The 13,005-nt window shown below is 51.9% G+C and carries 10 protein-coding genes; 8 read left to right on the top strand and 2 right to left on the bottom strand.

All coding sequences use genetic code 11. The features are described from left to right. Positions 1-86: 86 nt before the first annotated feature. Positions 87-284: a hypothetical protein gene (locus tag AC1Q7H_RS12745; protein WP_492381371.1), complete on the bottom strand. Its 198-nt coding sequence runs from the start codon at positions 282-284 to the stop codon at positions 87-89. A 372-nt stretch (positions 285-656) separates the two neighbouring features. On the opposite strand from AC1Q7H_RS12745, the gene AC1Q7H_RS12740 reads away from it, so the two are divergent. From AC1Q7H_RS12740 to AC1Q7H_RS12705, 8 genes are all read left to right on the top strand, one after another. Further along, positions 657-1,796: a polysaccharide biosynthesis/export family protein gene (locus AC1Q7H_RS12740; protein ID WP_211981490.1), complete on the top strand. Its 1,140-nt coding sequence runs from the start codon at positions 657-659 to the stop codon at positions 1,794-1,796. Continuing rightward, positions 1,793-2,251 (top strand): low molecular weight protein-tyrosine-phosphatase, encoded by a 459-nt coding sequence (locus tag AC1Q7H_RS12735; RefSeq protein ID WP_492381370.1) that lies wholly within the window; start codon positions 1,793-1,795, stop codon positions 2,249-2,251. Before AC1Q7H_RS12740 ends, AC1Q7H_RS12735 begins: the two co-directional genes overlap by 4 nt. Beyond that, a complete protein-coding gene (locus AC1Q7H_RS12730; RefSeq protein ID WP_492381369.1) occupies positions 2,248-4,482 on the top strand; it encodes a polysaccharide biosynthesis tyrosine autokinase in 2,235 nt (744 codons plus the stop codon). The genes AC1Q7H_RS12735 and AC1Q7H_RS12730 overlap by 4 nt, the downstream gene beginning before the upstream one ends. 296 nt (positions 4,483-4,778) lie before the next feature. Continuing rightward, positions 4,779-6,203, top strand: coding sequence for a mannose-1-phosphate guanylyltransferase/mannose-6-phosphate isomerase (locus AC1Q7H_RS12725; RefSeq protein ID WP_492381368.1), 1,425 nt, complete (start codon positions 4,779-4,781; stop codon positions 6,201-6,203). Between the two features lie 73 nt (positions 6,204-6,276). Continuing rightward, positions 6,277-7,584, top strand: coding sequence for a lipopolysaccharide biosynthesis protein (locus tag AC1Q7H_RS12720; RefSeq protein ID WP_492381367.1), 1,308 nt, complete (start codon positions 6,277-6,279; stop codon positions 7,582-7,584). Beyond that, on the top strand, positions 7,584-8,519 hold the full coding sequence (locus AC1Q7H_RS12715; protein ID WP_492381366.1) for a polysaccharide pyruvyl transferase family protein: 936 nt from the start codon (positions 7,584-7,586) through the stop codon (positions 8,517-8,519). Before AC1Q7H_RS12720 ends, AC1Q7H_RS12715 begins: the two co-directional genes overlap by 1 nt. A gap of 5 nt (positions 8,520-8,524) precedes the next feature. Continuing rightward, positions 8,525-9,421 carry a glycosyltransferase family 2 protein gene (locus tag AC1Q7H_RS12710; protein ID WP_492381365.1) on the top strand — a complete coding sequence of 299 codons (897 nt, stop codon included), beginning with the start codon at positions 8,525-8,527 and terminating at the stop codon, positions 9,419-9,421. Between the two features lie 557 nt (positions 9,422-9,978). After that, positions 9,979-11,262, top strand: a complete 1,284-nt coding sequence (locus AC1Q7H_RS12705; RefSeq protein WP_492381364.1) for a hypothetical protein — start codon at positions 9,979-9,981, stop codon at positions 11,260-11,262. An 89-nt stretch (positions 11,263-11,351) separates the two neighbouring features. Here AC1Q7H_RS12705 and AC1Q7H_RS12700 read toward each other — a convergent pair whose 3' ends face one another. Next, a complete protein-coding gene (locus AC1Q7H_RS12700; protein ID WP_492381363.1) occupies positions 11,352-12,728 on the bottom strand; it encodes a right-handed parallel beta-helix repeat-containing protein in 1,377 nt (458 codons plus the stop codon). Positions 12,729-13,005 lie beyond the last annotated feature (277 nt).

Below are 13,005 nucleotides of genomic sequence, written 5' to 3'. Positions count from 1 at the left end.
GCGTGGGGCCCACTAAAGCAGGGTAAGACCCGGTCCGACCCCCATCAATAATCAACCCCGGCAAGCCTGACCCCTTGCCTGACCCGTTAGGGTGTAGGACTCCCTGCGCCTACACCCTTCTTTTTTTGCGCTTTGGCAAATTGCGGGAAGAAGGGTGCGAGCATAGTGGCGTCCGGAAATCCGGTGGGCAAGATGCGCCGGATCAGACGATCTTGCAGGCCAGGAACACGGCCGAAAAAAGCCGCAGCAAGCTGGCTGTCACGAGACGAAATGCGCAGCCGCATGACGGAATTTCCCACGCTCGACGAGGCACGCATTCTTGCTCAATATCGCTTCGCGCACATCCCTCCTTTTTGCGGGTCCACTCTTACGTGGGGATAGATAACTCGCTAAAAACGCCATTTGTGCCTTGAAGATGTAGCCGCTGGAGCCATACACTTCGCCGGTCATTCGCGTAATGACGCAGTGCAAAAAGAGCGCGCCACCGCGCCGAGCAGCACGAAGCCAACACCGCCAGGTTCAAATCCGCAAGCTGCGCAAACAAGCGGAAAGGCACCAGCGTGTGCCATGTCGGACAAGCGGAATCCCCGCAATACAGCCCGCTCAGGAGACGGCGGACAATGCGGGCCTTCTTGTAACAAGGGAATAATCGAGACGTGCTAAAGCTTTCAAGCAGGCTGACGTTTGGCAGGGCGGTAATGTACCTGGGGATCGTTCCGTTGCTGGCTTCCTGTGCACTCGCACCAGGGATGCGCTTCGACCCGCAGCGACCGCTCGATCCGGAGGACCCGGAATCGGTGCCCAAGATCACGCTCATCACACCGGCGCTGGTGCGCACGCTGAAGGCATCCACACAGCCAGCGAATGCTGGGGTGGAGGAGCTGTTCGCAGACCCGAGGCCCTATACCGTGGGCGTGGGCGACATTCTCTCGATCGTTGTGTGGGACCACCCGGAACTGGTGTTCCCCACGCAAACGTACTCGATTGGTACTGCGTACGAGATCCCGAACTACAGCGGCGCGGCCAACGTGCCGGGCTACGTCGTAAGTCCCGCGGGCACCATCCAGTTTCCTTATGCCGGTGTGCTCAAGGTTCTCGGCCGCACGCCGGACGAAATCCGCGGACAGTTGAGCACCCAGCTCAAGCCTGTCGTCAACATGCCGCAGGTCACCGTACGCGTGCTCGCCTTCCGCAGCAAGCGCGTCTACATGGACGGCGAAGTCAAGACGCCCGGCCCCCAGAACGTCGACGACGTACCCATGACCCTGGTCGAAGCGCTCAACCGCGCCGGGGGTGTCAACGTCCTGACGGGCGACAACAGCCGCATCCGCGTTTCGCGCGAGGGCAAGACCTACGTCGTCAACCTGCCTGCGCTTCTGCAGCAAGGCATCGACCCCGCCCAAATCCTGCTGCGCAACGGCGACATCGTTCGCGTGGAACAACGCGAGGACAGCAAGGTATTCGTGACCGGCGAAGTCGTGCGTCCTGTTGCCGTTCTGCCGCGCAACGGCCGCCTGACGCTCAGCGAGGCCATTGGTGAAGCCGGCGGCGTCAATCCCCTCTCGGCCAACGCCAAGGAACTCTACGTTATCCGCAAAAGCAACGATGGCGAAGCAGAGGTGTTCCACCTCGACGGCAAGTCACCTGTCTCCTTTGCCCTGGCCGAGTCGTTCGAGCTGAAGCCGAGGGACGTCGTCTACGTCGATGCCGCAGGTGTGGTCCGCTGGAGCCGTGTGATCAACCAACTGCTGCCGAGCGGGAATTTCTTCACGTCCACGGCGAACGCGGTCAAATGATCAAGACTGTACTCGTGGTCTGCATTGGCAATATTTGCAGGAGTCCAATGGCGGAAGGGCTGCTGCGGGAGGCATTGCCAGGCGTAACTGTTTCGTCTGCCGGCCTCGCCGCACTCATTGGCAAGCCAGCAGACAGCAATGCGGCCGAACTCCTTGCCAAAGCCGGGCTCGACATCTCATCGCACGTTGCCCAGCCACTCACCGGCATGCTCGTTGGCCAGGCGGATCTGATTCTGGTGATGGACAAGGAGCAAAAACATGAAATTCAGAGAAGGTACCTGGCGGCATCGGGCAAAGTCTTCCGCTTGGGCGAACTCGGAAAATTCGACATCCCCGATCCATACCGCCAGCCGCGTGGTGCCTTTGAAGATGCGCTTCAGCTTATTCAGCGGGGCGTGGATGCATGGGTGCCTCGCATTCGAGCGCTGAAACCGAATTCGCAGTCCTATATATGAACCAAAACCCTCCCTACGTGCCCCTTTCCGCACCTGCTGATGGCGAGATCGACTTTGTTCGATATTTGGATGTTCTGCTGGCGAGTCGTTGGTTGATTGCTGGGATCGCAGCTTTGGTGGTGTTGCTAGGAGTGGCATACGCCTTTATTGCACGCCCAATCTACGAAGCTGACATCCTCGTGCAGGTGGAAGACAACCCTAACAGCGCGAATAGTCTGCTGGGCGATGTATCTTCGCTATTTGATGTGAAAACTCAAGCCACAGCTGAAATCGAGCTTCTGCGTTCGCGCATGGTGGTGGGCAAAGCCGTCGATGACCTGCGGCTCTACATCGATGCTAAGCCTCGGTATTTCCCTGTGGTCGGTGAGTGGCTCGCGAGCCGTTCAAAGCGACTGTCGGAGCCAGGACTATTTGGGATTGGCGGATTTGTGTGGGGTACAGAAGCCATCAAAGTTGCTACCTTTGATGTGCCAGCCAACCTGGAAGGCGAGAAGTTCCGGCTCACGTTACTTGGTGGCGGCCGCTTCCTGCTAGAACAGAGTGACCTAGATAATCCACTTGAGGGCAAGGTCGGCGAGCCTCTTCTCGTAAATCAGCAGGTTGGAGAAATCAAGCTCCTGGTCACGGAGCTCAAGGGAAAAGCTGGCACGGCGTTTTCGCTAGTCCGGAACTCCGAACTGAAGACGTTGGAAAATCTCCAAGATGATTTGAAGATTGAAGAGAAGGGGAAGCAAAGTGGCATCATCGGCGCCGCTCTTCAAGGCAAGAATCCTGCATTGACCTCCGCGATTCTAAATAAAATCGGCGCCGAGTATGTTGATCAGAACATTAGGCGCAAGGCGGCTGAGGCAGAAAAATCACTGATATTTCTCGGTGATCTACTGCCTCAACTAAAAAGCGAACTTGATCGAGCGGAAGTCAAGTACAACGCTATGCGCAATAAGCGCGGCACATTTAACCTGAGTGAGGAAGGTAAGGCGTATCTTCAGGAAACAGTCACATCTGAAACTAGCCTTCTTGAACTTAAGCAAAAGCGAACCGAATTGCTGACGCGATTCAGGCCAAATCATCCATCCTTGTTAGCAATCGATCAGCAGATTGCCGCACTAAGCGCAAAGGTCGGGAGCGTGGCCAAACAGATGAAGTCGCTGCCTGACCTCGAGCAGGACACGCTGCGTTTGATGCGTGACGTTCAGGTGAACAATGATCTCTACGTTGGGTTGCTCAACAACATGCAGCAACTCAAGTTGGTGAAAGCAGGAAAGGTGGGAAATGTTCGACTGGTAGATAGCGCGCGTATCCCGGAGGAAGCCGTAAAGCCCAAAAAGCCATTGGTTGTCGCGCTTGCTGCTGTGCTTGGTGTGATGCTAGGTGTAGTGGTTGCGTTTGTGCGAAATGCGCTATACGGAGGCATCACGGATGCCCAGGATATCGAGCAGCACACTGGGTTGAGTGTCTACGCAACGGTGCCCCTTTCCCAATCGCAAGTTGATCTAACGGAAAGGCTTCGTTCACGCAAGCCAGGCCAACACGTTCTTGCTCAGCATTTCCCGAATGAGCCCTCTATTGAGAGCCTGCGCAGTCTACGCACGGCGTTACAGTTCGCAATGCTGGATGCTGGCAACAATCGCGTGCTCCTTACCGGACCTACCCCGGGTGTTGGTAAGTCATTCATATCTGCAAATCTGGCCGTCATCATGGCTTCAGGTGGGAAACGTGTGCTGGTGATCGACGCCGATATGCGTAAGGGCTATCTGAACCAGTACTTCGGTAAGGATCGGAATCCTGGCCTGTCGGACGTACTGGTTGGCAAGGCGGCCATCGAGCAAGTAATCCATCACAATGTGATTGAAAATCTCGACTTCATCGGGACTGGGACTATCCCTCCCAATCCAGCCGAACTAATGATGAATGAGCGCATGGTGAGCTTGTTAGAGAAATTCAGTGATAAATACGACCTCGTTCTCATCGATACGCCTCCCGTGCTAGCTGTTTCAGACTCCGCTATTTTGGCAGCGAGTTGCGGGACAGTGCTTCTCGTTACTCGCTTTGAGAAGACCACAATTGGCGAGATAACGGAGAGCGCAAAGCAATTGGGTCACGCGAATGTCGACGTTAAGGGAGTGATCTTTAATGGGCTGGATCCGGAAGCATTCCGCTATGGCTATGGTTCAAAATACGGTCGATATCGCTATGCCTACTATGGTTATGCAACCGATAAAGAGCAATAAGAAGCCCTGAAGCTCAGATCGGTTGGATCCTTGAATCGGTGGCGGCTCAAAAATCGAGAGATTGCACAGACCGCCAATTAGTGTGTCGCCTGCCTGAGAAGACTGCGGAGCAACGGTGGTGTAGCCTTTTTCGACTTAGTAGGCTACGCCATTGTTCCGCCTTGCACGAAAAGCAATTCTCCTCCCGCCTGGGGGAGGTGGCGCGTGAATCTGCAAAGATCGCGCCGTTCTTCAAGCGCCTGTGTCCTCTTGGCACAGGCGGCCCGATGTAGACATGAGAGAGTAGGAGCACAGGGATGGAGTCTTCGCCCGTAATTATTCCTGTTGTCCTTTGCGGTGGATCTGGCACGCGTCTCTGGCCGTTATCACGCGAAGGTTATCCCAAACAGTTTCTTCGCCTCTTGGGCAATCGATCGCTTTTACAAGACACGCTTCTGCGCTCAAGTGAGGTGCCTGGCGTCGGCTCTCCCATTTTGATGGCGGGTCATGGGCATCGTTTCATGGTAGCCGAACAGGCGCGAGAAGCTGGATTTGAGAATGCCAGCGTGATTCTGGAGCCTCACGCGCGAAATACTGCGCCGGCAGCAGCCGTGGCAGCTTTGTGGGCTATGGCTGATGGAAAGGATCCTCTCCTTCTCCTTCTGCCGTCGGATCATTTGATTCGCAATATCCCCGCATTCGTCCATGCAGTAATGGCCGGTGTGTCCTCTGCTCAGAAGGGCGCGATAGTCACTTTCGGTATCGTGCCAACGGAGCCTGCCCCGGGATACGGCTATATGAAGACGGGACCGTGTGACGAGGATGCAGCATTTGAGGTGGATAGATTTGTCGAGAAACCATCCCTTGCAACAGCCAAGGACTATTTATCCCAAGGCGGCTATTTCTGGAACAGCGGCATGTTCCTATTTAAAGCGTCCACGTATCTTGGAGAACTGGAGAAGTTTCAGCCGAAGATGCTTCGCTCAGTGCAAGACGCTGTAGCCGGAGGACGCAAGGATCTCGACTTCTTTCGCCTGGACGAGGAGGTATTCAAGCAGTGTGGTAGTGACTCGATCGACTATGCGGTAATGGAGCACACGGATCGAGCTCGCATGGTACCCATGTCCGCGGAGTGGAGTGACGTGGGCTCCTGGGATGCACTTTGGCAAGCAGGGGAGAAAGGGGAAGATGGCAACCTTGCCACTGGCGATGTGCTTATCCACGACACAAAGGATTGTCTTGTTCACTCTTCACACCGACTGGTAGCGGTCGCCGGACTTGATAACTTGATGGTCGTCGAGACACCGGACGCCGTGCTTGTCGTGCACAGAGACAAATCGCAGGACGTAAAGGCGCTGGTCGAAAAGATACGGCATAGAGGTCGACGTGAAGTAAAAGAACACCGGAAGGTCTACCGTCCTTGGGGTGCATACGACTCCGTCGATAACGGAGAGCGTTATCAAGTAAAGCGTATTACTGTCAAGCCGGGGGGGAAGCTTTCCCTTCAAATGCATCATCATCGCGCCGAGCACTGGATCGTAGTGTCTGGAACTGCCCGCATTCGCAACGGAGAGCGGGATTACTTGCTCACGGAAAATCAATCCACCTACATTCCTGTTGGTGAGCCTCACTGCCTAGAGAATCCTGGAAAGATTCCATTGGAACTGATTGAGGTGCAATCGGGTGCATATTTGGGCGAGGACGACATAGTCCGTTTCGAAGATATTTATGGGCGTGCATAATTTTTTTTGCAGAGTTGCCATGAATATTTTCCAGCGAAGAATAGGTTAGACCTAAGAAGATTGAGATGACTTGATGATCGCGAGAGCCTGGTTTAAATCGATTTGTTCCGTTGCTGCCGTGGTCGTCATAGGGTTTGCATCGAACTTGCTGACGGCCAGAGCCCTCGGTCCAGAGGGGCGCGGATCATACTCTGCGGTGATATTGCTTACAACACTGGTTTCCGGACTGGCTCAATTTGGCTTTGGCCAAGCATTTGTTTTTGCTAGTAGAGCCGATAAAAATCTAGACCAGCGAGGCTTGTTTTGGAAATGTAGTGCCACTGTGCTGTTGAGTGCGGTTGTAATTGGTCAGGTATTTCTTATGCTTGCACCGAGATTGAGTGGCGGCCATGCGATATTCGCGATCATTTTTTGCACTGCATTTTCCCTGTACACCCTATATGTTGGCGCGGCGCAGCTGCAATCCGACCTAAATATTTACAATATTGGAAAGCTGCTATTTCCGTTTCTAAGTTTAGTTGTATTCCTCTTTGGATTTCTGGGTCAGTGGCTGACGCTTGAGTATGCATTGACTGCGCAGACGTTCCTCTCGATAGTTTGCTCTGTAGTTTTAGTGGTGATTCTTCTGAAGAAAATCATCCGAAAAACTGGGGAGGTGAGCAAAACTGCAGAGTCGAAGAATGCCACAGTGAATTTTGTTTCCTTAGCATTAAAGTATCACTTAGTGGTGGTTTTAGGTTTGGTCACCACCAATCTGGATAAAGTCTATTTGCTATTGCGCGGCGGATTGGGCGACTTTGGCTTGTATAGCGTGGCGGTCTCTACATCCAGACTGATCGGCGCTATCCAAGAAACGGCTTCCACGGCGCTCTTCTCGCATTTTGCTGGCCGGGAGACTGGCGATCCTAAGGACACCATTCTCATGGTGTTTCGAATGACATTGCTCCCACTACTGGCAGTTGCGGTGATTATATCGCTCGCTAGCACCCATTTAATAGTCTTTGTTTTTGGTCGGGACTTTGGAGCGGCTGCTCTGCCGTTCAATATACTGCTGTTTGAAAGCGTTATCGGCGGCGCCTCGTGGATTCTCGCGCAGCAATTCAATGCCATGGGTCGACCAGGCGTTGTGCTGACGCGACAGTTGGCCGCGGTATTGCCCGTGTTGTTCCTGATCCCATTTCTCTCGCAGGAAAACCTCACGGTGACATTGGCTCTTCTTTTATTGTTAGGGTCGTGTATACGATTAGTTGTCACCCTTTTGATGTACAAGATCATTTTGGCTCAGCCGATTCCGTCAATTGCACCATCTAAGGCCGATTTGAAATTTGCATCAAAGATAATTGGCGAGAAATTGTTTGCAAAACACAAAAGGTATGAGTAATGAAGAAAGAACACCGAGAAGTGATGCTGCATCTTCAGGGTTTGCATCGTGTGATCTCTGACCTTATTGACGGGCGATCGGTTAACTATATCGATGTGCCGATTCACGGAAATATTGGTGATCTATTGATTATGAAGGGGGCGATGAAGTTCTTCTCGAGGAACAAAATCAGACTCTCACTAATGGCTGGTTACTACAACTACCGACCGAATTGGACAAGGCCGGGAGATGTGGTAGTGTTCCAAGGCGGCGGGAATTTCGGCGATTTGTATTCTGGGCCCCAGCAAATCAGAGAGGAAGCGATTAATCGACTAGGAAATAATAGAATAATAATACTTCCTCAATCGATTCACTTCAAATCTGCCAAGAATTATAAGAAATCTGTGGATTTATTGGCTAAGCACCAAGATCTACATATATTTGTAAGGGATGCGGCGTCTTACGAACTTGCGAAGCCAATGTCGAGACACGTTTATCTCGTGCCGGATATGGCTCACCAATTGTGGCCATTAAAGCCGAACGTAGGATCGGGTAGCGGGGTATTGGGATTTTTTAGAACCGATGACGAAATCGGAACGCGGACCATTAGTGAATCGCGGACGCAGACTGATTGGCCGCAGGTGGTAGGTGCTAATCGTACGCAGCGGATTCTCCTGTTCTATAGGATAACGAAAGCACTTCATTTGCTTCGCGTAGACAGGCCATTTTCCATGAGGGCTATGATGCTATGGATGAAATACGCAGATCGTCTCATAGCAGAGGCAATCGATCTCTTTTCTTCCCACGAGCATGTCCTCACGGATCGCTTGCATGGGCATATCTTAGCTTGTCTTCTAGATATGCCTAATACGGTCTCCGATAATTCATATGGAAAGAATTCGGGATACATTAATTCATGGACAAAAGAAAGTAGTATTGTCAGCTTGGTTGGGTGATGCAGATGCCGAAGATTTCAGTAGTCATGCCGGTCTATAACGGTGAAAAGTACGTGCGAAGCGCTATCGAATCGATCTTGGCTCAGAGCTTTGCCGATTTCGAGCTTTTGGTGATTGACGACGGCTCCACCGATCAGACCGGCAACATTATCCAAGAGCTGGTGGACCGAGACCCGCGTCTTAAGACGATCCGCCAGGCGAATGCTGGAATCGTATCGGCCCTTAATAGGGGACTCGAACTTTCAAGCGGCGAGTACATCGCACGTATGGACGCAGACGATGAGGCTTTGCCTGATCGTCTCAAGCTACAGTGTGAACTGATGGATACGAACGAAGCCGTTGTAGCTTGCGGGAGTTTTTATAAGAAGGTCGGCGCTGCTACGGGAATTGTCAAGATGCCCGTCTTGAATGAGCAATGCCTATCCTATCTGCAGTTCCATAGCTGTTTTGCTCATCCAACGGTAATGATCAGGTCAGCAACGCTCAGGCTTCATAACCTGCGCTATAGGAAAGAGTGGGAGTATACGGAAGATTTTAAGCTGTGGTTGGACCTGGCTCAGTACGGTGAGCTAGTTAATATTCCAAAGGTCCTTTTGAACTATAGAATGCATTTTCAGCAGATTGGGGTAACGAAGCGAGCTTTGCAGAAGGAGAAGCATACGGATCTGGTCGAAAGTAACCTAAGAAAGATTGGTGTGGAGGTCTCGCATACAGATATCTACGACTTCCTCTGGCCTGAGAGGTTGAAGCCCATAAGGTCACCTGGATACATTCTTCGTGCACTGCGAATTCCCATGAGGGTCATTCGTTCGTCGGCAGAAGGTCGCTGGCGCATGGCCCGGAGGGCAGGGGAGATTATCGTGAAGAACGTCGGTAGGTCGATTCTCGCGAAATCTGCTTAATGACTTGTTGGACGAGAGAATATATCTCCAGTTGGCATTAGGTTAAAATAGGCTGAAATTATGGGCGCTATCGGGTTTCTATTTTGTGATTGGTCCTGTAACCGCCATAGTGGGAGGATACAGTTCATACTTTTCATGTACCGAGTTACATCATACTTTTATCTAAAAGGCCGCTTGGTTAGAATTCTTGCCCTTCCGCTGTTCGTATTCTATAGGATTCTGGTGGAATGGTTCTTCGGTTGCGAATTGCCGTGGAAGGCAAGGGTAAAAGGCCCTTTGACCATATATCACGCACAAGGGATTGTGATAAATCCAGCCACGGTAATCGGATCGCATTGCATTATTCGTCATAATACAACTATCGGGGCTCGACTCGCTTCGAGCGATGCCCCCATCATTGGGGATCACGTTGACATTGGCTGCAGTAGCACCATTATAGGTGCTGTCTCGATCGGCTCCCATGCCAAGATTGGTGCGGGCTCTGTCGTTGTCCATGATGTAAAAAGCCGTGCCGTGGTTGCTGGAAATCCTGCGAGGCCGATTCGATCGGAGACTGCATGAGATCGGACGTACTATTGGTAGTTCTCTTCTTTATGAAACTATCAATCGATTTTCTATCTCCTGTGCGAGCGGCTAACTTCTTGCTTACAAGTTGCGCTGCTATTGGCGTTTGTTTTGTGCTTTTGGCCCAGCCGCGTACATTTGCGCGAGTTGGTGTGGCCGGCATACTTCTCGCGTCGTCCTACTTAATAATGTGTGTTTGGTGGTACCTTCTGAGCGATGACCTCGACTCTTTTTTAAGATACGTGTCATTGGTGCCGATTTACTACAGTGTAAAACTGCTCGTGCTCAATTTGAGCGAAAAAAAAATAGCTGCGGTTTGCCGAATCGTGTTGAATTGCTTTATTTTCTTCTTTTGTATCTCGTTCGTTGTGTCTGTTGGGGTGGCGAATCCCCTGCGGAGGCAATTCTTTAATTTTGAACATGCCAATATTCTCGGAAGTTATGCATTGTGTAGCTTGGCATTTGTTTATGTTATTAATTCCGTTTCTCTGGCGCGCGTGAGGCAGAAGGTAATACCTGTTGCAATGTGTATGCTTTCGACCTCCACTGGTGCCAGTATTCTAAGTCTTGCCGCCTTCCTGAATATGAGAAGGTTTGGACTTACTTCCATTATACGTCTTCTGCTCGTCGGGGTGATCGGCGTCGTGGTATCTGGATATATAATCTACGCGATGGATATTGAGCTTTTCGGTAAAATATTTGGCCCATTTCAGCTTATTTGGAACGGCGCGATGGATCAGGTCGTGGAGTTGGCGCGACTCGGTCGTCCTATCCAGGAGCTTGGGGATGAATATCAGAGTTCACTCACATGGCGCTTCTACGCATACGTAGTTTTCGGTGATTTCATTAAATCACTACCCCTGGAGGAACTACTTTTTGGGTTAGGCTTCGGCGGCTATACCCGTGTTTGGGGTGGAATGATGCCTCATAATGACTTTCTGCTAGTGCTGGTGGATTTTGGTCTGCTTGCTCTGGTGGCGCTAATCGTGGCTATTGGGATAGGCCTGCGGTTGGTTTGGAAACGTCACCGGGCGTGGGTTCCTATAGTGTTCGTTCTTGTTTTTAGATTGTCGTTAGAAAATAATATCTCGTCATTCTATTTGGTTAGTCTTATCGTGATGACTGTGGCGCTTGCGATAGCGTCTCTTCAGATTGTGACAAGGCAACAGCGGGCAAGAGCGTTGGGGGCAAGGATTGTTGCTGAGGGTTCTGCGAGTAGAGGTGGGGAGCGAAAGGGTCTCCAGCCTCTCGGTGTCGGTGTGCGACGATCATTTTAGGCCGGGATAGTATAGGTTGATCCTGATTGCGGAGAAGTAGATGGGAGATTTTTACCAGAGCGTTTCCTTGATCCATCGGTTGGTCGTTATTAATTGGAATTCTTCTGTTGTTGCCTTGTGTCGTCAAAACTATTTCCGGAGACTGCCGTAATGGCGCGATGAACTGAATTATTAGGGCGACCGACGACACGGTTGTTTCGTACTGTGGAATTTTCCTCAGAATAACGCCCACCATTCTTACCGGTGATGCTGATACCGGCTTTGGCGGCGTTATTATATCCGTATATTATGTTGCCCTCGATCTTCAGTTCGCCAAATATTGTCGCCGCGCCGTCGGTGATAATGGATATTCCACTTTCGGTTGGCGTGTAGATGACGTTATTAGTGGCGACTATGTGACGGGTCCTGCCGTTTGTGTAACACTTGATGCCATCTCCAGTTGAGTCGCGTATTATGTTCCCTCTGGCGATTGCATCGCTATACAGATAGATGCCCTCCTTGCTGGGTGTTGCTAAGTCATTGTAGCCAGTGCGAGTTATCTTGTTGTTTAGAATGGTACCGTTTCCCTCGATCCCATTTTCCCCCGCATCTTCGATCTCGTTGTCAATTACGATGCAGTCCTCAGCTGTGGAGTGAATCAAATAGATTCCATTCGTACCGACTCCAGAGGAGCCCTTTGGCTTTAATGCACCGGTGCGCTTGATCGTGTTGTGTGCGATCAGTCCGCCGGTAGGGTTGTTATACGTCGTTATGCCACGATAATAGGTGTCATGTATATTGACACCCGATATCTCATAGTCTTTTCCTCCGTTTACGAAGACTGCACCTTGACCATATGAGCGTTGCATTTCGCCTCCGATAACGCGTAGGCGAATTCCGTTGGTTGAGTAGACCCCGCATCCTTGATAGGTTGGATTGATGTTCTCGCCACCAGTGTTCGCGAAATCTGGATTGATAACCACCAGATCGGCAGCGCCGTGGCTATTGTCAACGGCGTTGTAGTGAACGTCACGAACCTTGGGGGCTATGAGGGTTACACCATTTGCGCCTGCCAGAATGCTGAAGCCATTGCCTCGATTGGTCTTCCCGTTGCCGGAGATGAATACTCCGTCGCAGATGCACCTGGTATCCAGCTGAAGCGAGCCCTCGACAAAGACTAATTCGCCACCTTGGCCGATGATGCGGGCACCGGGTGGTACTCTAACTGTCGCCCCGATCTTGAAGCGACCAGGCGGGATGGCGATTGCCGCGCCACTAGCTAGGGCGGTATTTAATGCCGCTTGGTTGTCTGTGCCGCGGGTACCGTTCCAATCAGCCTTGGCGCCAAAGTCTGTCAGCCGGAGAACTTGGCCGCGGAAGGGCTCCACTGGGAAGGCCCCTTGAGCGCTTCCAGCGCGGCCGCGATACCCGATGCCGAGGGCGAGGCCGCAAAGCATTGCAATTGCAGTACGTCGAGTTTTGTCCATGTCGACTCCGATGCCTGTCAGTATGCAGGGGCCGTGATGTCCCCTGTAGTGATTCGCTTTCCAGTCGCACTGGCGGGATGATCGCAGAATGCACGGGCACAGTGGTGTTCTAGCTGCGCCGAGGCAACGCATTTTTCTGTATCTGACGGAGGGTATGGCAGCCTGAGGCTATAGGGAAATGGTCTATGCCGAGGCGGTAGGTATAGCCGTTTTGCCCCAATTGGCTAGCGACGTGATCGTTGACGCGAGGGGCGACGGAAGGGATTCCGAATGAGTG

Source organism: Cupriavidus sp. GW823-FHT06D04 (assembly GCF_058795055.1).
Note: the sequence above shows the minus strand (reverse complement) of the source record. Positions and strands in the feature narration are given on the sequence as shown.